The organism is Sphingomonas sp. SRS2, from assembly GCF_000971055.1.
Classification (GTDB): Bacteria; Pseudomonadota; Alphaproteobacteria; order Sphingomonadales; family Sphingomonadaceae; genus Rhizorhabdus.
In genome coordinates this window covers 1-22,520 of record NZ_LARW01000061.1, presented here as the reverse complement: position 1 = coordinate 22,520, position 22,520 = coordinate 1, and the positions used below count along the sequence as shown (strand labels likewise).

Genomic DNA, 22,520 nt, shown 5'->3' with positions numbered 1-22,520 from the left:
CAATCGGGACAAGGATTTGGATTTGAAATAGGCTAGTCGTTGCCGTGATGCACCCCGATCCCAATCCTCGTCCTCTCGATCATCTCGCTGTCATCGGGCCACGCGACGCACCGGCGCTGGCCGACAAAATCGGGCTGCTCGATCATGCGGGACTCGATCGGGCCGTGGGGTTGCTGGCGGCGGGGCTGTGCGCGCGCGGGCTCACGGCCGGCAACAGGGTGGCCAGCTGGCTGCCCAAGAACCGCATCGCCTGCCTGATGCCGCTGGCTGCCGCGCGGGCGGGGCTGGTCCATGTGCCGGTCAATCCGCTGCTCAAGCGCGCTCAGGTCGCGCATATCCTGGCCGACAGCGGCGCGCGGCTGCTGATCACCGGACAGGGCAGGGCGGACAGCCTCCAATCCGGCGACCGGCCCGATGGCTGCGCGCTCCTGATTGAGGAAGCGGACGGCGCGGCGCTGTTCGCGGGCAATGTGCCTCTGCCGCCATCTTCGGCTGATGCCGGCGATCTCGTCGCGATCCTCTACACTTCAGGTTCGACCGGCCGGCCCAAGGGGGTGATGCTCAGCCACGCGAATCTGTGGCTCGGCGCGATCAGCGTTGCGCACTATCTCGGCCTTGCAGCGGACGACCGCACGCTGGCGGTGCTGCCGCTCAGCTTCGACTATGGCCAGAACCAACTGTTCTCGACCTGGGCGGCGGGTGGCTGTGTTCACCCGCTCGATTATCTGACGCCGCGCGATGTCGTCCGCGCGGTCGGGCGGCACGGCATCACCACGCTGGCGGGCGTTCCGCCGCTATGGATCCAGCTGGCCGAGAGCGAATGGCCGTGCGAAAGCGTCGCGCGGCTGCGCCGGCTCACCAACACGGGCGGACGGATGAGCGTGTCGCTGGTGCGCCGCCTGCGCGCGCTGTTCCCGCAAGCGCGGCTCTTCTCGATGTACGGCCTGACCGAGGCGTTCCGCTCGACCTGGCTCGATCCCGCGCTGATCGACGTGCATCCCGAGTCGATCGGCAGCGCGATCCCCTTTGCCGAAATTCTCGTCGTCCGCCCTGATGGCGCCGTCACCGACGATGGCGAGCCGGGCGAACTGGTCCATGCCGGCCCGCTGGTGGCGCAAGGATATTGGGGCGACCCTGATCGCACCGCCCAGCGCTTCCGCCCCGCACCACCCGCGTCGCGGCAGGGGGGCATGGCGGTCTGGTCGGGGGATACCGTGGTGCGCGACGCCGCCGGTTTGCTGCGTTTCGTCGGGCGCGATGATGAGATGATCAAGAGTTCGGGCAATCGGATCAGTCCGACCGAGATCGAGGAAGCGGCGATCGCGAGCGGCGCGGCGGCCGAGGCGGTGGCGCTGGGGATCGCCGACGATCGGCTGGGCCAGGCGATCCTGCTCTACGCGCGACCCGCCACCGACGATGCCGATCAGCGCCTGACCGACTGGTTCAGGCGCAATCTGCCGAACTTCATGCAGCCTGCGCGCATCGTCTGGCGTGACGAATTGCCGCGTAACGCCAATGGCAAGCTTGACCGCGCCGCGCTGAAAGCAGAGGCGGGGGCATGAAAGCCGCCGGACCGATCCCCCCCGACTATCAGTGGCGCGACGGCGAGCTGATGATCGGTGGGCGCACTGCCGCCGCCTGGATCGACGCGGCGGGCGACACGCCGTTGTTCGTCTATGACCTGAACATCGTGCGTGATCGCATAGCGCGTTTCCGCGCCGCCTTTTCGGGGGTGTCGCTCCATTATGCGGTGAAGGCCAATCCGCACCCTCCGCTGATCAAGGCGATCGCGCCGCTGGTCGATGGCATCGACGTCGCTTCGGCGGGGGAGGCGCAACGCGCGCTCGACGCCGGGATGGATGCGCGGCGCATCTCCTTCGCGGGACCGGGCAAGCGCGACCGCGAGCTGGCGATGGCGATCGAAGCGGGGATCACCCTCAACCTCGAATCCGGCAATGAAGCCGATCGTGCGCTGGCGATCGGACGCGGCATCGGGCGCACGCCCCGGCTCGCGCTAAGGATAAACCCCGATTTCGAGCTCAAGGGATCGGGGATGAAGATGGGCGGCGGCGCGAAGCCTTTCGGGGTCGATGCCGATCAGGCCGCAGCGATCATCGCCCGCATCGTTGCGGCGGGGGCGGAATATCGCGGGCTTCACATCTTCGCGGGGTCGCAGGCGCTCGATCCCGCCGCGCTGATCGAGGCGCAGGCGTCGGCGGTGGCGCTGGCCGCGCGGCTGAGCGAGGAGGCGGGGGTCGCGCCACCGCACGTCAATCTCGGCGGCGGCTTCGGCATCCCTCATTTCGCCAATGACCTCGCGCTCGATGAGGTGGCGGTCGGCGCGGCGCTCGCCGACACGCTCGCGTCGCGTCCCGCTATCCTCCGCGACGCAGAATTTACAATTGAGTTGGGACGCTGGCTGGTGGGGGAGGCGGGGGTTTATCTGACCAGGATCGTCGACCGCAAGGCGAGCCATGGCGAGATATTTCTTGTCGTCGACGGAGGCTTGCATCACCAGCTCGCGGCAAGCGGCAATTTCGGAACGGTCGTCCGTCGTAACTATCCGATTTCTTTGACGAAACTCCCTGGATCTGGCATGGTCGAGGACGTGTCTGTGGTAGGGTGTCTGTGTACGCCGATCGATCGGCTTGGAGACCATGTCGGGTTACCGCGGGCAGAGGTGGGGGATGTCGTAGCGCTGTTCCTGGCGGGGGCCTATGGGGCGAGTGCGAGCCCGCAAGCTTTCCTCGGTCATCCGGCCCCAGGTGAATTAACCATAGACGGGACTGACATCCTGTGATTCCTAAGCATATGTTCATGCGTTATGGCGCAATAAGCGGGGATTGAGTTTTACGGGCAATGGCGGTCCGTAAGTGGGGTCGATACCCTGAAGGGAATGCAGATGACGTGGGGTGCGGTGAAGAGACTGGTGGGCGCGATGATGCTGGCGAGCATCGTCTTCGCGATGCCTGTGCGCGCCGAGGAGAAGGCGAAGGAATTGCCGCCGGCGCCGTTCGTGCCCTCGGGTGCGCAGCCTGGCGAGGATTATACCATCGGCCCGCTCGATGCGCTGACGGTCTTCGTCTGGCGCAACCCCGAGCTGGGCGCACAGGTGCAGGTCCGTCCCGATGGCCGGATCACGCTGCCGCTGATCAGCGACATGGTCGCCGTCGGCAAGACTCCGTCGAAGCTGTCCGACGATATTCGCGATGCCTTGTCGACCTATATCAAGGATCCGATCGTATCGGTGATCATCAACAATTTCTCGGGGACCTTCGCGCAGCAGATCCGCATCGTCGGCGCGGCGGAGCGGCCCGCGGCGGTTGCTTATCGGTCGGACATGACACTGCTCGACGCGATGATCTCGGTCGGCGGCCTTTCGCAATTCGCGGCGGGCAACCGGGCCAAGCTGGTCCGCCACGATCCCGCCACCAACAAGCAGCAGGAGTTCCGGCTCAGGATCGACAGTCTGCTCAAGCGGGGCGACATCAAGGCGAACGTCAAATTACAGCCGGGCGATGTGATCATCATCCCCGAGAGCGTGTTCTAGGTTGGCCGTGGGGGTGACGGACTAAACCGATGGAAGCAATCTATACCGAGATTAGGATTGCGCTCTACGCGATCTGGCGGATGCGCTGGCTTGCGCTCGCCGTCGCGTGGGGATTCTGTCTGATCGGCTGGGTGATGGTGATGCGGGTGCCCGCCGCCTATGAGAGCAGCGCGCGCATTTCGGTGCAGGTCAAATCGCTGCTCGCAGATGGCAGCGAAGGCGATGTGCAAAAAGGCATCGACCGGGTTCGTCAGTCGCTCACCTCGACCGAGATCTTGAAGAAGGTCGTCCGCACCGTCTCCAACGGCGAACGGCCCCTGACCTCGTCGGAGGCGCTGTCGCTGATCGGTGCGCTGCGCGGCGGCATCTCGATCACCGCACAGGGCGAGGACCTGCTCGAGATCAAGACGCGGATCAGCCTGAAGGGCATATCCGAGCAGCAGACCGCCTTCATCGTTCGTAACGTGACCCAGAAGCTGATCGATATCTTCGTTCAGGAGAATTTGGTCGGCAATCGCGCCAACAATGCCGAGACGCTGGATTTCCTTGAGCAGGAATTGGCCCGCCGCGCCAAGGAACTGGCGGATGTCGATCGCCGCCGCGCGCAGATCGTTCAGGAGACGATGGGATCGCTGCCCGGTTCGGGCTCGCTCGAACAGCGGATGGATGCTGCGCGCAACGAGATGATGACGATCGAGTCCAGCCTGATGTCGGCGCGCAGTTCGCTTGCCGCGATGAATGGGCAGATCGCCGCCACGCCCGCCCAGATCCCCGCCGGCGGCGCCATGGGCGCCGTCGACTCGATCGACCAGCGAATTGGTCAGCTTGAAGGCCAGCTTTCCGAAGCGGTGTCGCGCGGCTGGACCGAGAAGCATCCTGACGTGATCGCGATCCGCGCACAGCTCGGCCAGCTCCGCGCCGAACGGGCGCGGGGCGGCACCCGATCGGTGCCGATGGCGCCCAACCCCGTCTATGTCTCGATCCGGTCGATGCAGGCCGAGCGTCAGGGCAATGTCGCTGCGCTGGAGGCTCGCAAGGCCCAGTTGACCGGCGACGTCACCCGCATCGCCCAGCGCCAGCTGACCGCGCCGGGTTCGCAGATCGATCAGTCGCGGCTCGATCGCGATTATGATGTGCTGCGCGAACAATATAACAAGCTGCTCGGCCAGCGCGAGAGCGCCAAGCTGCGGGCCGACGCTAGCGGCAAGACTGCCGGTGCGCGCTTTCGTGTGATCGATCAGCCGTCGTTGCCGCGCCAGCCCGCCGCGCCGAACCGCACTTTCCTGCTCACCGGTGTCTTGGTCGCGGGCGTCGTGGTCGGCGCGGGCGTCGCCTTCGCCAAAAGCCAGCTTGCCAGTGTCTACACGACCACCCAGCAACTCGCCAAGGCGAGCGGCCTACCGGTGCTGGGATCGATCTCCGAGGTCATCACGAGCGAGACACGCGCGGTACGGCGGAAACAGATGATGTGGTTTTCTTCCGCGGCAGCCGGTTTACCCGGGATGTTCATGCTGCTGATGCTGATCGAATTCATTAAGCGTATCATGGTATCCTGATCGGATGGATGATCGCGACGATACCGACAAGACGCCCCCCAAGAAGCGCAGGCGCCGTGGTTCGCTGATCGAGCGGGCCGGGTCGGTCTATGATTTCGAGGCGGTGCTGCGTGCGCGCGTGGTCATGCCCGACCAGGGCCCCGCCCCGGGCCAGACGATCGACGTTCCGTTGTCTCCGGTGATGCCGCAGACGACGCTGACGCCGCAACCCACGCTGACTCCCGAGCCGATCGCGCCGGAGCTGCCAACCTATCAGGCCGCCGGCGTCACTACGATCTCGGCCCCGCCACAGGCTTTGGCCGGCGGATCGGGGCATGGCGCGCAGCCCCCGACGCTTACGCCTGCGGCAACCCCGGCGGGGCCGGCCGCGCTGCCGTCTCCAGAGATCGTCTACCGCACCGCCAAGGTGAACCGCGCCGAGTTGATCGATCAGGGCTTTGTGATGCCTGACGCGGCGATCACCGCGCTCGCCGAAGAGTTCCGCATCGTCAAGCGCACCTTGCTGCTCAATGCGATCGGGCCGACCGCGCTGCCCAATGGCCGGCGCATTCTGATCTGCTCGGCGCAGGCGAATGAGGGCAAGACCTTCTGTGCGGTCAATCTGGCGCTGTCGATGGCGAACGAGCGCGATATCGAAGTGCTGCTGATCGACGGTGACTTCGCCAAGCCCACCGTGTTGTCGACGCTCGGCATCGATGGTCCAATCGGCCTGATGGACGCGCTGGCGGATACCGAGATCGATGTCGAATCGCTGGTGATCAAGACCGATGTCGGTAACCTGTCGGTCCTGCCGTCGGGCAAATATACCAATGAGGCGACCGAGCTGATCGCCGCCGACCGCACCCGGGTGATCATCGAGCGGCTGTCATCGAAGCCCAACCGCATCATCCTGTTCGATAGCCCGCCCGCGCTTGCCGCGTCGCCGGCTTCTGTGCTGGCTTATCATGTCGGTCAGGTGTTGCTGGTGGTGCGTGCCGACAAGACTGCGGAGGCCGAATTGCGCGACGCGGTGCTGCTGCTCGGCGGGTGCGAGGAGATCCAGCTTCTCCTCAACGGCGCGCGCTTTGCGCCCAACGCCCGCCGGTTCGGCAGCTATTACGGATATGAAGCGCCCCGATGAGGTCGATGGGGGCGCGCGCCTTGCTGGGGCTCTTGTCCGGGAGCGCCCTTTGCGGCGCGGCGCACGCCGAACGTCCGGAGATCGGGGCTTTTATCGATCTTCAGCAGATCGCCGAATCCCAGCTGAAGGGCGTCGGCGAGGATATCGTCACCTATACCGAGGTGTCGGGCAATCTCGCCGCCAGCATACGCAATCGCCGCATCGTCCTCTCGGCCAACTACCGCGCATCCTATCGAATTCCCGAAGTCGGTGATCTGTCGAAGAACTTCAATCAGGACGGCATATTGCGGATGCAGGCCAACGTCATCGACGAGTGGCTGTCCACCGATGTCGGGGCGATCGTCACCCGAAGCCGCATCAATCCGAGCGGTGCGGCGCAGCAGTTCAACTCGGGTAATCCGAAGAATCTCGCGCAGACCTATTCGGCTTTCATCCAGCCGAGTCTCGCCCACCGGATCGGCGACGTCGGCTTCGCGGCAAGCTACCGCTATGCCTATACCAAGAATGAGAGCGGGCAGACCGGTGCCCTATTGGGGCCGCCGGTCGATCGCTTCGACAGTTCGACGGCGCAAGAAGCGAATCTCAACGTCGGTATGCAGCAGAGCGCCTTGCCGTTCGACTGGACCGTGGGCGCGCAATATCGGCGCGAGAATACCACCAATCTCGCCCAGCATTTCCGAGCGCTGAAGGTTAGCGGCGAGATAAAGCAGCCTATCGCGGCGACCGTCGCGCTGGTCGCCAGCGGCGGCTATGAGAAGACCGAGACCTCCGAGCGCGAAGCGCTGCTCGATCCCGCCACCGGCTTTCCCGTGCTCGGCAAAGGCGGCCGGTTCGTCGTCGATCCAGCCAGTCCCCGGGTGCTGACCTATGACATGGCCGGGCTGATCGGCGATGCCGGCCTCATCTGGAAGCCCAGCCGCCGTAGCCGCGTCGAGCTGCGGGCGGGTTATCGCTATGGCGGCTTCTCCGTCACCGGGCTTGCCGAAATGCGCCCGAATGACCGGACCGGGCTGACCTTCATCCTGACCGATCAGGTCCAGTCCTTTGGTCAGGGCGTTTCGGGAGGGCTTGCCGGCGCACCGGTCGATCTGAATATCGATCCCTCGGCTGATCCGGCGACCGGCTATCAGAACTGCCTGTTCGGCAAGACGGCCGGTTCGGGCAGATGCCTTGGCGGTTCGCTGGGTGGAGCTTCCGCCCAGGCCTATCGCGAACGGGCGGCCAGCATCATCGTCAGTCGCGCGCTGCGGGAATGGACGATCTCGGGCTCGCTGGGTTACACGCGGCGCACCTATATCGACGATCCGAACGATCCCTTCTCGCTGGATGGCGTCGTCGATCAGAGCTTTTTCGGCGACCTGTCGCTGAATGGGCAACTCTCCCGCGTTTCGGGCGTCTCCTTTTCTTTTACGGGCAGTTTGTTTAAGAACGGGCAGGTCGGAGCGTCTGATGTGAAGGCTGGTAGTTTCAGCACCAGCTACTATCGGACATTCGGACGGAGCATCCGTGCACGCGCCAGTCTGGCCGTGGATGCTTCGAAGCAGGATGGGATTACAGCCGATGTTTCCGGGCGTGCGCAGATTGGCATGCAGTATGAGTTCTGAGATGCCCGATCGCGCCTCATCCAGCCGGGAGGGTCGATTTGGACCATGATCCCTATGGGCTGAGCGACCGGCCGTTCCAGCTGACGCCCGATCCGCGCTTCTATTTCGAGAGCGCGACCCATCGCAAGGCAATGACCTACCTGGGCTATGGCCTGGCGCAGGGCGAGGGATTCATCGTCGTCACCGGTGAGGTCGGCACCGGCAAGACCATGCTGGTTGGCCGCCTGATGGCGACGATCGACCGGTCGCGGCTGACCGCGATCAACCTCGTCTCGACCCAGCTCGAAGGCGAGGATATCCTGCGCATCGTCGCGCTCGCGCTGGGCGTCGCGACCGATGTTGCGGCTAAGGGCCAGCTCCTCGCGCGGATCGAGCGTTTCCTTCACGAACAGGCGCGCAGCGGCAAACGCACGCTGCTGATCGTCGACGAGGCGCAGAACCTGCCGATTTCGGCGCTCGAGGAACTGCGCATGCTGTCGAACTTTCAGTTCGGCGGACAGGCGCTGCTCCAGATTTTCCTGCTCGGCCAGCCCGAATTCCGGGATGCGTTGGCTCAGCCGCGTTTCGAGCAGTTGCGCCAGCGCGTCATCGCTACTCACCATCTGACCGCGATGAACCCCGACGAGGCCGCGCCCTATATCATGCACCGGCTGGCCTGCGCCGGGTGGAAGGGCACGCCGCGCTTCACCCAGAGCGCCTATGAGGCGTTCCATCGCCTGTCGGACGGCATTCCGCGCCGGCTTAACATGCTGGCCGGGCGGGTGATGCTCCAGGGTGCAATCGAGCGGCTCACCGATATCGACGGCGAAGTGGTCGAGGATGTCGCCGCCGATCTGGCGAGCGAGAGCATCATGCCCGCCGAAGGCCCGCAGCCGATGGCGCAGGCGATGCCCTTCTATCCCGATCTGCCGATGGGCGCTGGCGCTGTGCCGCCGCCGATGGCCGCGCCGGTGCCGCAGTTCACGCCCGCCGCGCCACCCAGCGCGCCCGGCCTGCCATCCTATGACAGCTATTCGCCGGGCGACGACGAAGCCGATATTCCGGCCGCGCCCGCCAGCTATAATCCGGCCAGCTATGCGCCGCTGAACGATCCTTTCGCTACGCTGCCCGCCGATATCCCGCCGCCCGCGATCGAGCAGCCACCACGCTATGACGGCTATGTCCCGCCCGATGTTACGCCGCAGGCGCAGCCGATTGCCCCGGCGCGACCGCAGCTTCGGGCCGTGGAGGCGCCGCCGGAGCCGCCATTCATGGCCCAGCCACCGACGCGGCAGCCCTTCTACGATGTTGAACCGCAGGCGCCGGTTTATCAGCCGCCCGCCGCGCAACCGGCGCCGCCACCGGCCCCCGCAGCGGAAGGCTATATCGACTATGCTGCGCGCAACGCACAGCTTGAGGCGCGGCTGGTAGAGCAGGAAGCTATCCTGCGCCGCACATTGTCGTTGCTGGTCGAACTGGTCGAAACCGATCCGCCACCGCCACAAGGGCCCCGTGACGATGGCAGCGGCGGCAATCAGGATGCGGCCTGATCGACCTGTCGTGATCAACGGCCTGTCGGTCGATATCGAGGATTGGTTTCAGGTTGGTGCGTTCGAGCGCACGATCCGCCGCGAGGACTGGGACAGCCTTACCTCACGGGTCGAGCGCAATAGCGATGCGGTGATCGATCTGTTCGGCCGGATGGGCGCGAAGGCGACCTTCTTCACCCTGGGCTGGGTCGCCGAGCGTCATCCCGCCCTGATCCGCCGCATCGTCGAGGCTGGGCATGAACTGGCCAGCCATGGCTGGGACCATGTCCGCGTCTTCACCATGACCCCCGATCAGTTTCGCGACGATCTGCGCCGTACCCGTGCGGTGCTCGAGGATCTTGGCGGCCAGAAGGTGAGCGGCTATCGCGCGCCGAGCTTCTCGATCGACAAGCGGACACCTTGGGCTCACGAGATACTGGCCGAAGACGGCTATGCTTATTCATCGAGCGTCGCCCCGATCGCGCATGATCATTATGGCTGGCCCGAAGCGCCGCGCTTCGCCTTTCGCCCGGTGGCCGGCAGCGCGCTGGTCGAATTGCCCGTGACCACGGCCAAGCTCGGCGGACGGACGGTCGCGGCGGGCGGGGGCGGTTTTTTCCGGCTGTTTCCCTATGTCTTCTCGCGCTGGGCGATACGACAGGTCAATGCCGAGCAGCGGCCCGCAATATTCTATTTCCACCCGTGGGAAATCGATCCCGGCCAGCCGCGCGTCGCCGATGCGCCGCTCAAGTCGAAGCTGCGCCATTATACGCGTCTTGGCGCGATGGAGGGAAAACTAGAACGCGTGATCGGCGAGTTCAGCTGGGGCCGGGTGGACCAGGTCGCGGCCGCCGAAGCCGCCTGGGCCGGCTGAGCGATGGTCGCCATCCGCCGCGTCGACCTGTCCGATGCCGCGCATGTGCGGGCGATCGATGCCTATGTCGCGGAGCATCCGCAAGGCAGCGCCTTCCACCGCCCGGCATGGAGCCGCGCGATCGAACGCGGTTGCCGACAGGCCGCGCACTATCTGGTTGCAGGGGGCGAAGGCAGCCTCAGGGGAGCGTTGCCGCTTACCGAGGTGCATTCGCCACTGTTCGGCCGCGCGCTCGCCTCTGCGGGGTTCGCGGTCGGCGGCGGACCGATCGGCGACGATCAGGCGACGGTCGACGCTCTGGCCGACGCGGCGTGGAAGCTGGCGGAACGCTTGAGCTGCCCGTCGCTCGAACTGCGCGGCGGCACATTGCCTTCGGCGTCGGGCTGGCATGTCGAGGAAGGGATCTATGCCGGCTTCTCCCGGGCGCTTGCCGCCGATGACGAGGCCGAACTGCTGGCGATCCCGCGCAAGCAGCGCGCCGAGGTGCGCCGGGCGCAGGGCTTCGATCTGGCGGTGCGCACCGGGCGCGGCGAGCAGGACCGCGCCGATCATTATGCGGTCTATGCCGAAAGCGTCCGCAACCTCGGTACTCCGGTCTTTCCGCGTAGCCTGTTCGACGCGGTGCTCGATCAATTCGGCGAAGATGCCGACATCTTGACCGTCAGCCATGATGGCCGGCCGCTGTCGAGCGTGCTCAGCCTGTATGATAAAGGCGTCGTCATGCCCTATTGGGGCGGGGGCAAGCATGACGCGCGGACGTGGCGCGCAAACGACATGATGTATTATGCGCTAATGCTCCACGCGCGCCGGCGGGGCTGCACCGCCTTTGATTTCGGCCGGTCCAAATTCGGCACCGGCGCCTTCGCCTTCAAGAAGAACTGGGGGTTCGAGCCCGAACCACTTGGCTATGCGATCCGCACCGCCGACGGGCAGGAGCCGCGCCAGATCAACCCCCTAAGCCCGCGCTACCGGCTGCAGGTCGCGCTGTGGCAGAAGTTGCCGCTGGCGATCGCCAACCGGCTTGGCCCCTGGATAGCCCGGGGCCTGGGCTGATGAACGAGATCATCTTCCTCGCGCATCGCATCCCCTATCCGCCCGATCGCGGCGACCGGATTCGCAGTTTCCATATTCTGCGCCATCTTGCCCGATATCGGCCGGTCCACCTGCTCGGCTTCGTCGACAAGGAAGAGGATCGCAAGGCGGCGAAGGAATTGCTGCCGATGCTCGCGTCGCTCCACATCGAGGTGCGCCGGAAGTCGCGGCTGCGCGCCGGGCTGGAGGCGTTGATGCTCGGCGAGCCGGTATCGATCGCGGCGTTCGGTTCACGGCGGATCACGCACATGGTCGATCAACTGCTCGACGAACGGCCGATCGACACCATCTTCGCCTATTCGGGGCAGATGGCGCAGTTTGTGCCCGACGACCGTGCCGGACGACGCTTCATCATGGATTTCGTCGATATCGATTCGGAGAAATTCGCCGCCTATGGCGCAGCGGAAGGCGGGCTGATGGGCTGGGTCCACCGGCGTGAGGCGCGGCTGCTCGCCAGTTATGAGAAGGATGTCGGCCTGTGGGCCGATATCAACCTGTTCGTCAGCGAGGCGGAGGCGGCGCTATTCCGCAAGCGGGCCGGGCTCTCCGTCAGTCATGTGCGCCCGCTCGACAACGGTATCGATACCGTGCGCTTCGACCCGGCGGGCTTCCCGCGTGTCGAAGGCGCGGAGCCGATGATCGTCTTCACCGGACAGATGGATTATCGCCCCAATGTCGACGCGGTCGATTATTTCGCGCAGCGGACCTTTCCGGCAATCCGCGCGAAGCATCCGGCGACGCTGTTCGCGATCGTCGGCCGCGATCCGACCCCCGCGGTGCAGGAACTCGCCAAGCTGAAAAATGTCATCGTCACAGGCGAAGTGCCCGACGTCCGCCCGTGGATCGCCGCCGCCGCGGCGGTGGTCGCCCCGCTGGAGATCGCGCGTGGCGTCCAGAACAAGGTGCTGGAAGCGATGGCCATGGCGCGGCCGGTTGTCGCATCTCCCGCTGCCTTTGAGGGCATCGATGCGACACCGGGGGTGCATCTGATCGTCGCTCATGGCTATGATATGGCCAATGCGGTTAGCCACCTCCTTGCCAACCCCGCCGAAGGCGACGCCATGGGACAGAAGGCGCGCGCACATATGATCGCCCGCTACGGCTGGGACGCGCAACTGGCGAAGCTCGACGCGATGATGGGTTTCGTCTGAGCCCATGTGCGGAATCACGGGCATCTATCATCTCCAGACGGCGAAGCCGGTCAACGAGGCGCGCGTCCGCGCGATGGCCGACGCAATCGCGCATCGCGGCCCCGACGGCGACGGGGTGTGGACCGCGCCGGGCGTCGGTTTCGGCCATCGGCGGTTGTCGATAATCGATCTTGCCGGCGGCGCGCAGCCGATGGCGAGCGAGGACGGGCAGGCCGTCATTATCTTCAACGGGGAAATCTATAATTTCCTCGATGTCCGTGCCGAGCTGGTTGCCCTCGGCCACCATTTCCATAGCCATAGCGACACCGAGGCCATCCTGCAGGCGTGGCAGCGCTGGGGCCCGGATTGCCTGTCGAGGCTCAACGGCATGTTCGCCTTCGCGATCCACGACGCGCGGCGCAACTGCCTGTTCCTCGCGCGCGACCGGCTGGGCGTGAAACCGCTCTTCTATGCCGAGCTGTCGGATGGCAGCGTGATCTTCGGTTCCGAGCTCAAGGCGCTGCTGGCTCACCCGTTGCTGCGCCGCACGCCGGATTTCAGCGCGATCGACGATTATCTGGGCCTCGGCTACGTCCCCGATGATGCGAGCATCGTCGCGGGGGTGAAGAAGCTTCCCGCCGGGCACAGCCTGCTGCTCCAGCGCGGTCATCCCCTGCCGCGCCCGGCGCAATGGTGGGACGTCAGCTTTGCCGACCGCGAGCGCGGATCGGAGGCCGCGCTCGAAGACGCGCTGATCGAGAAGATGCGTGCCGCCGTGACCTCGCGGATGATCGCGGACGTACCGCTGGGTGCGTTTCTGTCGGGCGGGGTCGACAGCTCGGCGGTGGTGGCGCTGATGGCGGAGGCGAGCACCCAGGCGGTTAAGACCTGTTCGATCGGCTTCGACCATCCCGACTTCGACGAGTCGCGCTATGCCGCGCAGGTGGCGGCGCGCTTCGCCACCGATCATCGCACCCGCATCGTCTCGGCCGACGACTATGGCCTGATCGACACGTTGGTGCACGCCTTCGACGAGCCCTTCGCCGATGCCTCGGCGCTGCCGACCTATCGCGTTTCCGAACTGGCGCGGCAGACCGTGACGGTGGCGCTGTCGGGCGATGGCGCGGACGAAGCCTTTGCCGGCTACCGGCGGCTGACCTTCTTCAACGCCGAGGAGCGGGTGCGCCGGTTGCTGCCGCTCAGCGTGCGGTCGGGCATCTTCGGCACGCTTGGGCGCGTCTATCCCAAGCTCGACTGGGCGCCGCAGATGCTGCGTGCCAAGACGACTTTCCAGGGGCTCGGCCGGTCGAGCGAGGAGGCCTACGCCGATGCGGTCGGCGTTACCGCGCGTCCGTTGCGCCAGCGCATCTATTCGGATCGCGCCCGCCGCGACCTCCAGGGACACCGGGCCGAGGACCGTTATATCGCCGCGATGCGCGCCGCGCCCGCCCGCGACGGTCTCGACCGCGCCCAATATGCCGATCTCAAGATATGGCTGCCCGGCGACATCCTGACCAAGGTCGACCGCACCAGCATGGCGGTGAGCCTCGAAGCGCGCGAACCGCTGCTCGATTACCGGCTGATCGAGTTCGGCGCGCGGCTGCCGGTGTCGATGCGCGCGCGTGGCAGCACCGGCAAATGGCTGATGAAGCAGGCGATGCGCCGCTATTTGCCGGACGACATCCTGTTTCGGAAGAAGATGGGTTTCTCGACCCCGATCAGCGCCTGGTTCCGTGGTCCGCTCGCCGCCGAAGCGCAACGCATCGCGCGCGGATCGGCACTGGGTGAAACTGGCTGGTTCGACGGCAAGGCGCTAGATACGATCGTCACCGAACATCAAAGCGGGCGCGTCGACCACGGCCGGCTGCTGTGGCAGCTGATGATGCTCGATCGGTCGCTGTCTAACCTGTTCGGTGTGTCGGCGTAACGCACAGCAATAGTGGCGGACCCATCATCGATAGCAAAGGACAGGTGGTGGGTCTGACGGATTTGGGTTTCGACGGGGCGCCTATGGTCAACCTGTTCATACCCATTGCCGAAGCGCAGAGTTTTCTTGGCCTGCAGCAGACACCCTCCGGTCAGAAATGATCGGAGGCGCCTGACACTTCATGGCTTCGAAATAAACCGTCAGGATATACCGCTTCCACGAAATACAGTCCGTCCGGCGGCGCGTTCAGCCCTAGTCGCGCCCGATCGCGCGCTTCCAGCGCGTCGGACAGGTCATCGGCGCTCCACTTTCCGCGCCCGACCAGCGCAAGGCAGCCGACCATCGACCGCACCTGATGGTGGAGGAAGGAGCGCGCCGCCGCCTCGACCTCGATGACGTCGCCGTCGCGGCGGACGTCGAGGCGATCGAGTGTCTTGACCGGACTCTGCGACTGGCAATGCGCCGAACGGAAGGTGGTGAAGTCGTGCAGCCCGACCAGCCGCTGCGCCGCGTCACGCATTGCGCCCACGTCGAGGGGGACCTTGATCTGCCACGCACGCGCTGCATCGAGCGTCAGCGGCGCGCGGCGGTTGATGATGCGGTAGATGTAGCGTCGCCCGATGCATGAAAAGCGGGCATGCCAGTCCTCAGGCACGCTCTCACAGGCGAGTATGGCGATGGGTTGGGGACGCAGGGCGGCGTTGATCGCTTCCATCAGCCTGTAAGGGGTGATCGGCCTGAGGATTTCGGCATGCGCCGCCATTGCGCGACCGTGGACGCCGGCATCGGTGCGGCCGGCGGCGTGGACTATCGCCTTCTCACCGGTGATCGCGGTGATCGCCTCTTCGATCGCCTGCTGGACGGTGGGGCCATGGGGCTGTCGCTGCCAGCCCATATAGGGTCTTCCATCAAATTCGACGGTCAGGCGGTAGCGGGTCATCCGAGGGTCGGTGCGGCGAGGTTGCTGCCGGGCGGGATCGCGAAGCCGCGCAGCAGTTCGGACGTGCTCATCGCCGCCTTGCCGGCGCGCTGGACACGAGTGGGGCGGATCGCGCCGAAGATGCATTCGATCGTCAAATGATCGTCGATCACCTCGCCCGGTGCGGCGATGGGGTGGCGGTCTACGATGTCGCAGGCGAGAATGCGGATGCGCTCGCCCTGATAATCGAACCACGCCCCCGGCGCTGGGTTGAAGGCGCGGATCTGCCGCTCGACCTGTCCTGCGGGCTCGCGGAAGTTGATACGGGCCTCGGCCTTGTCGATCTTGGCGGCATAGGTGACGCCGGCTTCGGGCTGTACGGCCGGCGTATAGGCTTCCGGATCGGCGAGGACCTGTACCATCAGCGCAGCGCCGCTCCGCGCAATTTCGTCGGTGAGCTCGCCCGCGGTCTTGCCGGCAATCGGGGTTTCGACCGTCGCGAGCATCGGCCCGGTGTCGAGCCCGCGCTCCATCTGCATGATCGTCACTCCGCTGACCGGATCGCCCGCGAGGATGGCGCGCTGCACCGGCGCGGCCCCGCGCCAGCGCGGCAGGATCGAGCCGTGGACGTTGAGGCAGCCGAAGCGCGGCGCGTCGAGGATCGGCTGGGGTAGGATCAGCCCGTAGGCCGCGACCACCGCGACATCGAGGCCGAGTGCGGCGAAGGCGGCCTGGGCCTCGGCGTCGCGCAGCGTGACCGGGTGGCGCACCTCGATCCCCAGCATCTCCGCACGCTTCTGGACCGGGGAAGGCATCAGCGCCTTGCCGCGGCCGGCGGGGCGGGGCGGCTGGCAATAGGCCGCGACAAGGTCATGTCCCGCCGCGAGCAGCGCATCGAGCGTCGGTACGGCGAAATCGGGGGTTCCCATGAAGGCGATGCGCATGTCTCCTCTGAAACGCTTGCCATGGAACTATGCAAGCCCATATCGGTAAAACATGGCATCTCCCGAGATAGAAACCCTGACGCAGGCCTTGGCGAAGCTGCCCGGGTTGGGACCGCGTTCGGCGCGGCGGGCGGTGCTCCATCTCCTCAAGAAGCGCGAGGCGGCGATGGCGCCGCTGCTGCGTGCGCTGGAGGCGGTGAACGAGAAGCTGACCAGCTGCCATGTCTGCGGCAATGTCGACACCAGCGATCCCTGCGGCATCTGCAACGATCCACGCCGCGACGCGCGAATGCTCTGCGTGGTCGAGGAGGTCGCCGATCTCTGGGCGCTCGACCGGTCGCGGCTATTTCCCGGCCGTTATCACGTGCTCGGCGGGCGGCTTTCCGCGCTGGAGGGCGTCCGCCCCGAGGATTTGTCGATCGATCTGCTGGTCGGTCGGGTCGCAGCGGGCGGGATCGACGAGGTCGTGCTGGCGATGAACGCCACCCTCGAAGGCCAGACAACCGCTCATTATATCGCCGACCGGCTCGAAAGCCTGCCGGTGCGGCTGACCCAGCTCGCCCATGGCCTGCCGGTCGGCGGCGAGCTGGATTATCTCGACGAAGGCACGCTGGCGCAGGCGCTCAGGGCGCGGCGGCCCGTCGCCTGAGCTTGACGATTCGGCCCCGACTACCTAGCTGAAGCCCATGGCCATCCACCCTATTCTCGAGGCGCCCGATCCGCGGCTGCGCACCATTTCAACGCCGGTCGACGGCGTCGACGATGCGTTGCGCACGCTGATCGAGGACATGTTCGAGACGATGTATGATGCGCCGGGCATCGGCCTCGCTGCCATTCAGATCGGCGTGCCGAAACGCGTGCTGGTGATCGATCTTCAGGAAGAAGAGGACGAGGAGGGCAAGCCGATCCGCAACCCGCGCGTCTTCGTCAATCCCGAGCTGTTCGATCCGTCCGAGGATTATTCGGTCTATAATGAAGGCTGCCTGTCGGTTCCCGATCAATATGCCGAAGTGGAGCGGCCCGCGCTGGTCCATGCTCGCTGGCTCGACGAGAAGGGCGAGAAGCACGAGGAGAAGCTGGAGGGGCTGCTCGCCACCTGCCTCCAGCATGAGATGGATCATCTCGAAGGCGTATTGTTCATCGACCATCTGTCGCGGCTGAAGCGCGACATGGTGCTCAAGAAGCTCGACAAGGCCCGGCGCGCCCGCAGGGCCGCCTGAGCGATCGCATGCCGCGCGCCCTGCGCGGTACAGTCCTCAGGCGTCGGCCCAGCGCCGCAGCAGATTGTGATAGACTCCGGTCAGGCGGATGATCGCGGGATCGCTCTGGCCGCGATCGGTGGCGATCGCCTGGATGGCGCTGTCGAGATCGAATAAGGTCTGACGCGCGCCATCGTCGCGCACCATGCTCTGGATCCAGAAGAAGGCGCAGACCCGCTCGCCGCGTGTCACCGGCGTGACATGGTGGAGGCTCGACGCGGGGTAGAGGATCATGTCGCCCGCGGCGAGCTTGACGCCATGGGTGCCCAACGTGTCTTCGACGACCAGTTCGCCGCCGTCATAATCGTCGGGATCGGTCAGGAAGAGCGTGGCCGACAGGTCGGACCGGATACGGAAATCGGTGCCGCGCTTGATGCGGATCGCATTGTCGACATGGGTGTCGAAGCGGTCGCCGCCGGCATAGCTGTTGAACAAGGGCGGATAGACCTTGAGCGGCAGCGCCCCGGCAATAAACAGCGGCGCCACGCCCAGCGCATCGAGGATGATGTTGCCCGCCTCGCGCGCTGCCGCAGAATCCTCGGGAAGCTGGCGGTTCTTCTTGGCAAGCGCCGATTGGTGGCCAGAGGTTGCATTGCCGTCGATCCACTCCGCCTCGCCCAGCAGGGCACGGACATGGTCGAGCGTGCGCCCCTGGAGCACCCCGGGAATTGCCAGCATCATCTGCGTCAGCCCTGAAGCGTGAACGGCATGCTGTAGACGCCGCGCACCTCAACCGGCTGGCCATCGCGCATGATCGGCTGCCAACGCCAGCCGCGGATGGCCTGGAGCGCCGCCTGATCGAGCCGCTCGAAGCCGCTGCTCTGCACGATCGAAATCTGCGCGACGCGCCCGTCGGTACCGATCAGCAGACGGACCACCACCGTGCCTTCTTCATGCTTGCGGCGCGACTCGAACGGATAACGAGGCGGCTTGCCCTCCAATAGCCGCTCGTCGAGATTGCCGACCATCACGGGTCCGGCTGGCGGCGCGGGCGTGGCCACGGGCTTCGGCGGCGGCGGCGGAGTGGTGGTTACGTTAATCGGCGGCGGTGGGGCCGGCGCCTGGACAATCGGCGGCGGCGCGATGACGACCGGCTGCACCTTTTCGATGAGTACCGGCTGCGGCTCCGGCTTCTCGGCGGGTGGCGCCGGCGGCTCGGCGATCAGATCGACGACGAGAGCCTTCTTCTTCGGCGCGATTTCAATCACGTCGAACTTCAATAACGCATAGAAGGCGGCGACATGGACCAGCAGGATGGTGACGATCGACGGCCAATTGGGCCGTCGGTTCGCGCCATAGGCGGAGCGGGGTTCGCCGAGGAGTGCCGTTGCGCGGGGCAGTGCGATCGGATCCGCGAAGAACAGCGCATCGCCGTCCGCCGCTATGTCCCGCCCCAAAGTCCCGTGCATCGTCACTTTCACCCGACTCCCTGTCACAGATGCCGCTAACGCTATTCTTAGTGCAAATCAATCGCAATAGCGTTTAGCCCAAAGCAAAAGCCGCGGATTTCCAGCGCGTGACTTGGCGGTCGCGGCTACCTATGTGTGAAAAATGAGCCGTCCAATTTCCCCGGGCCTGCCGAGCCGCGAGCAGATCCTCGACTTCATCGCCAAGTCCGATATCCCTGCCGGCAAGCGCGAGATCGCGCGCGCCTTTGGGCTTCAGGGCAATGAGAAGATCGCGCTCAAGGCGCTTCTGAAGGACATGGCCGACGAGGGCCTTATCGACAGCGCGCGCGGCCGCGCCTTCCACAAGATGGGTGGAATACCCAAGGTCACGGTGCTGCGCGTGACCGACATAACCGACGAGGGCATAGCCCTGGCGGTGCCCGAAACCTGGCATGGCGAAAATGGTCCGCCGCCGCAGTTGCGCGTCAAGGAAGTGCGCGGGCGCAAGGGGCCGGCGCTGGGCGTCGGCGATCGCTTCCTCGCGCGCACCGAGGAGGCCGGCAGGGGCTGGATCGCCCACCCGATGAAGAAGCTGGCGCGCGGCGAGGAGCTGATGCTCGGCGTGCTCCATCGCGAGGGCGACAAATTATGGCTGCGCCCGGTCGATAAACGCGAGAAGCGCGATACACTGGTGTCCGACGCGGGTGACGCCGACGCCGGCGATCTGGTGCTTGCCGAAAAGGCGGGCCGCCCGCCGCGCATCACGGCGCGCGTGACCGAGCGGCTCGGCGATCCGTTTGCGCCGCGCTCCTTCAGCCTCGTCGCGATCCATAAATTGGGCATTCCCGATGTCTTCCCCGAGGCGACGATCGAGGAAGCCGAGCTGGTGCCGAGGCTCGATCTCGGCGAGAATCGGGAGGATCTTCGCGATCTGCCGATCGTGGCGATCGATCCCGCCGATGCGCGCGACCATGACGACGCGATCTGGGCCGCGCCCGATGATGACGCCGCCAACCCCGGCGGCTTCCAGGCGATCGTCGCGATTGCCGACGTGTCCTTCTATGTCCGCCCCGGATCGGCGCTCGATCGCGAGGCGAAGAAGCGCGGCAATAGCGTCTATTTCCCCGACCGGGTCGTACCGATGCTGCCCGAGGCGCTGTCGGCGGATATCTGCTCGCTGAAGGAAGGCGTCGATCGGGCGGCGCTGGTCTGTCATCTGACCGTCAAGGCGGACGGCACGCTCGCGAGATGGCGCTTTACGCGCGCGGTGGTGCGGATCGCGGCGAACATCGCCTATGAGGACGCCCAGGCGGCGATCGATGGCGAGATCGAACACCCGCTGACCGACAGCGCGCTGAAGCCGCTATGGGCCTGCTGGAAGGCGCTGTTCAGAGCGCGCGAGGCGCGCGAGCCGCTCGATCTCGATTTGCCAGAGCGGCGCGTCGTGCTCGACGAGAAGGGCCGCATCCTGTCGGTCGCGCCGCGCGAGCGGCTCGACGCCCACAGGCTGGTCGAGGATTATATGATCGCGGCCAATGTCGCCGCCGCCAAGGCGCTTGAGGCGAAGAAGGCACCGGTCATGTACCGCGACCATGAGCCGCCGAGCCGCGAGAAGCTGGTCGCGCTCAAGGATTATCTCGCGACCTTCGACATGGAGTTCGCGCTGGGGCAAGTCGTCCGCCCATCGACCTTCAACCATATTCTCAGCAAGGTCAGCGACGACACGATCAAGCCGCAGATCATGGAGCAGGTGCTGCGCAGCCAGACCCAAGCCTATTATGCCCCGGCAAACACCGGCCATTTCGGCCTCGCACTCGGCAGTTATGCCCATTTCACCAGCCCGATACGCCGCTATGCCGATCTGCTGGTCCATCGCTCGCTGGTCGGCGCCTATGGACTGGAGAGCGGCAAGCCGAAGCTCAACGGGCCCGGAAAGACCGCAGACATTCCCGCGAAGACCGCGCTGACGCAGGACGAGGCCGAGCGGATGACCGCGATCGGCGAGTTGATCAGCCAGGCTGAGCGGAGGGCGATGGAGGCCGAGCGGGAAACGGTCGACCGCTATGTCGCGGCTTTCCTGTCGACCAAGATCGGCGAGCTGCTCGACACCCGGATTACCGGGGTTCAATCATTCGGCTTCTTCGCGACGGTGGAAGGGCTGGGTGGCGACGGGCTCGTCCCCGTGTCGACGCTGGGCGCCGAACGCTTCCGCTATGACGAGGCGGCCCGCGCGCTGGAAGGTGAGGAGAGCGGCGACCGCTACACATCGGGCATGAAATTGAAACTCCGGCTGGTCGAAGCCAATCCGATCAGCGGCTCGCTGCGCTTCGAACTGGAGGAAGGCGCGAGCCATCTGCCGATGCGCGGCGGCCCCCGGGGTCCACGCACGGGCGGCAAGGGCAAGCCGATGATGGGCCGGCGCGGCCGTCCGGCCAATATCCGGCACAAGGGCAAGAGACGGTAAAGGGCAGACGACCATGGCGATTCCAGTAATTTTGCGGCGTGGCCTGCGCCTGCCGGTCATAGCCGCGCCGCTCTTCATCATCTCCAATCCCGGCCTCGTCATCGCGCAGTGCAAGGCCGGCGTGATCGGGGCCTTTCCGGCGCTGAACGCGCGGCCGCAAAACCTGCTCGACGAATGGCTCGATCGGATCACTACCGAACTCGCGGAGCATGACGCGAAGCATCCGGAGCGCCCGGCCGCGCCCTTCGCGGTCAACCAGATCGTCCACAAGTCGAATGACCGGCTTGCCGCCGATGTCGAGAGCTGCGTGCGCTACAAGGTGCCTCTCGTCATTACGTCGCTGGGCGCGCAGCCGGACGTCAATAGCGCGATCCACGGCTATGGCGGGCTGGTCTTCCACGATGTGATCAACCAGCGTTTCGCTCATAAGGCGATTGAGAAAGGCGCTGACGGGTTGATTCTCGTTGCGACCGGGGCGGGCGGTCATGCCGGGGTAGAGTCGCCCTTCGCGCTGATGCAAGAGACCCGCGCCTGGTTCGATGGCCCGATAGCGCTGTCGGGGGCGATCGCCCATGGCCGATCGATCCTGGCGGCGCAGGCGCTGGGCGCGGACTTCGCCTATGCCGGATCGGCCTTCATCGCGACCGATGAGGCTAATGCGGCTGCGGCCTATAAGCAGGCCGTGGTGGACGGCGGCGCTGCCGACATCGTCTACTCGAACCTGTTCACGGGCGTGCACGGCAATTATCTGCGAGCGTCGATCATCGCGTCGGGCCTCGATCCCGACAATCTGGCGGTGTCGGATCCCTCGGCGATGCAAATGAACAACAGCGATGCCAAGGCGTGGCGCGACATCTGGGGCGCGGGGCAGGGCGTCGGCGCAATCCACGACATCGTTCCCGCCGCCGAGCGGGTCGCGCAGTTCATACGCGAATATGAGGCGGCGAAGGTGGAGTTGTCGAAGCTCTAGGGGTTGTGGGGATTTAGGATTCACATTTTTGGGGAGATGTGATTCACACTTTGGATGGAACGCTTCGTACTGACCGACGCCCAGTGGGCAAAGATGGAACCGCATTGTCTGGGTAAGCCGACCGACCCGGGACGAAGCGGGAGGAACAACCGTCTATTTTTGGAGGCAGTGCTATGGATTGTCCGGACGGGCAGTCCATGGCGTGATCTGCCGAC

At 65.6% G+C, this 22,520-nt stretch carries 20 protein-coding genes; 16 read left to right on the top strand and 4 right to left on the bottom strand.

All coding sequences use genetic code 11. The features are described from left to right. Positions 1-47 precede the first annotated feature (47 nt). The 11 genes from WP12_RS05560 to WP12_RS05510 all read left to right on the top strand — a co-directional run bounded on the left by WP12_RS05560 (position 48) and on the right by WP12_RS05510 (position 14,361). Positions 48-1,562, top strand: coding sequence for an acyl-CoA ligase (AMP-forming), exosortase A system-associated (locus WP12_RS05560; protein ID WP_046192772.1), 1,515 nt, complete (start codon positions 48-50; stop codon positions 1,560-1,562). Beyond that, positions 1,559-2,800 (top strand): pyridoxal-dependent decarboxylase, exosortase A system-associated, encoded by a 1,242-nt coding sequence (locus tag WP12_RS05555; RefSeq protein ID WP_046192771.1) that lies wholly within the window; start codon positions 1,559-1,561, stop codon positions 2,798-2,800. Before WP12_RS05560 ends, WP12_RS05555 begins: the two co-directional genes overlap by 4 nt. Positions 2,801-2,938: 138 nt before the next feature. Next, positions 2,939-3,550: an XrtA/PEP-CTERM system exopolysaccharide export protein gene (locus WP12_RS05550; RefSeq protein ID WP_152663911.1), complete on the top strand. Its 612-nt coding sequence runs from the start codon at positions 2,939-2,941 to the stop codon at positions 3,548-3,550. 29 nt (positions 3,551-3,579) lie between these two features. Continuing rightward, positions 3,580-5,106 carry an XrtA system polysaccharide chain length determinant gene (locus WP12_RS05545; RefSeq protein ID WP_046192770.1) on the top strand — a complete coding sequence of 509 codons (1,527 nt, stop codon included), beginning with the start codon at positions 3,580-3,582 and terminating at the stop codon, positions 5,104-5,106. A gap of 4 nt (positions 5,107-5,110) precedes the next feature. Then, positions 5,111-6,226, top strand: coding sequence for an AAA family ATPase (locus WP12_RS05540; RefSeq protein ID WP_046192769.1), 1,116 nt, complete (start codon positions 5,111-5,113; stop codon positions 6,224-6,226). Further along, positions 6,223-7,830 (top strand): hypothetical protein, encoded by a 1,608-nt coding sequence (locus tag WP12_RS05535; RefSeq protein ID WP_046192768.1) that lies wholly within the window; start codon positions 6,223-6,225, stop codon positions 7,828-7,830. The genes WP12_RS05540 and WP12_RS05535 overlap by 4 nt, the downstream gene beginning before the upstream one ends. A 38-nt stretch (positions 7,831-7,868) precedes the next feature. Further along, entirely contained in the window at positions 7,869-9,359 is a 1,491-nt protein-coding gene (locus WP12_RS05530) for an ExeA family protein (protein WP_046192767.1), read from the top strand. Beyond that, positions 9,349-10,212 (top strand): XrtA system polysaccharide deacetylase, encoded by an 864-nt coding sequence (locus tag WP12_RS05525; protein ID WP_046192766.1) that lies wholly within the window; start codon positions 9,349-9,351, stop codon positions 10,210-10,212. Before WP12_RS05530 ends, WP12_RS05525 begins: the two co-directional genes overlap by 11 nt. Before the next feature lie 3 nt (positions 10,213-10,215). Further along, positions 10,216-11,265, top strand: a complete 1,050-nt coding sequence (locus WP12_RS05520; protein ID WP_046192765.1) for a FemAB family XrtA/PEP-CTERM system-associated protein — start codon at positions 10,216-10,218, stop codon at positions 11,263-11,265. Further along, positions 11,265-12,455: a TIGR03087 family PEP-CTERM/XrtA system glycosyltransferase gene (locus tag WP12_RS05515; protein WP_046192764.1), complete on the top strand. Its 1,191-nt coding sequence runs from the start codon at positions 11,265-11,267 to the stop codon at positions 12,453-12,455. The genes WP12_RS05520 and WP12_RS05515 overlap by 1 nt, the downstream gene beginning before the upstream one ends. A 4-nt stretch (positions 12,456-12,459) precedes the next feature. Continuing rightward, on the top strand, positions 12,460-14,361 hold the full coding sequence (locus tag WP12_RS05510) for an XrtA/PEP-CTERM system amidotransferase (protein WP_046192763.1): 1,902 nt from the start codon (positions 12,460-12,462) through the stop codon (positions 14,359-14,361). Positions 14,362-14,512: 151 nt separating this feature from the next. On the opposite strand, the gene truA is transcribed toward WP12_RS05510, so the two are convergent. Then, positions 14,513-15,301, bottom strand: a complete 789-nt coding sequence (gene truA / locus WP12_RS05505) for a tRNA pseudouridine(38-40) synthase TruA (protein ID WP_046192762.1) — start codon at positions 15,299-15,301, stop codon at positions 14,513-14,515. Then, a complete protein-coding gene (gene fmt / locus WP12_RS05500) occupies positions 15,298-16,224 on the bottom strand; it encodes a methionyl-tRNA formyltransferase (RefSeq protein WP_046192761.1) in 927 nt (308 codons plus the stop codon). Before fmt ends, truA begins: the two co-directional genes overlap by 4 nt. A gap of 52 nt (positions 16,225-16,276) precedes the next feature. Between fmt and recR the strand changes: the two genes are divergently transcribed. Next, on the top strand, positions 16,277-16,873 hold the full coding sequence (gene recR / locus WP12_RS05495; RefSeq protein ID WP_046192760.1) for a recombination mediator RecR: 597 nt from the start codon (positions 16,277-16,279) through the stop codon (positions 16,871-16,873). A gap of 37 nt (positions 16,874-16,910) precedes the next feature. Further along, positions 16,911-17,444 carry a peptide deformylase gene (gene def, locus WP12_RS05490; RefSeq protein WP_046192759.1) on the top strand — a complete coding sequence of 178 codons (534 nt, stop codon included), beginning with the start codon at positions 16,911-16,913 and terminating at the stop codon, positions 17,442-17,444. A 36-nt stretch (positions 17,445-17,480) separates the two neighbouring features. Here def and WP12_RS05485 read toward each other — a convergent pair whose 3' ends face one another. Continuing rightward, entirely contained in the window at positions 17,481-18,164 is a 684-nt protein-coding gene (locus WP12_RS05485; protein ID WP_046192758.1) for a Fe2+-dependent dioxygenase, read from the bottom strand. Between the two features lie 5 nt (positions 18,165-18,169). Then, positions 18,170-18,892: an energy transducer TonB gene (locus WP12_RS05480; RefSeq protein WP_046192757.1), complete on the bottom strand. Its 723-nt coding sequence runs from the start codon at positions 18,890-18,892 to the stop codon at positions 18,170-18,172. Positions 18,893-19,034: 142 nt separating this feature from the next. Here WP12_RS05480 and WP12_RS05475 point away from each other — a divergent pair, with 142 nt between their 5' ends. The 3 genes from WP12_RS05475 to WP12_RS23935 form a co-directional block, all read left to right on the top strand. Next, positions 19,035-21,335: a ribonuclease R family protein gene (locus tag WP12_RS05475; protein ID WP_046192756.1), complete on the top strand. Its 2,301-nt coding sequence runs from the start codon at positions 19,035-19,037 to the stop codon at positions 21,333-21,335. 13 nt (positions 21,336-21,348) lie between these two features. After that, positions 21,349-22,305, top strand: a complete 957-nt coding sequence (locus WP12_RS05470; protein ID WP_046192755.1) for an NAD(P)H-dependent flavin oxidoreductase — start codon at positions 21,349-21,351, stop codon at positions 22,303-22,305. A 54-nt stretch (positions 22,306-22,359) separates the two neighbouring features. Next, positions 22,360-22,520, top strand: a 161-nt coding sequence (locus tag WP12_RS23935; protein ID WP_152663831.1) for a transposase, incomplete at its 3' end; no start/stop codon positions are given.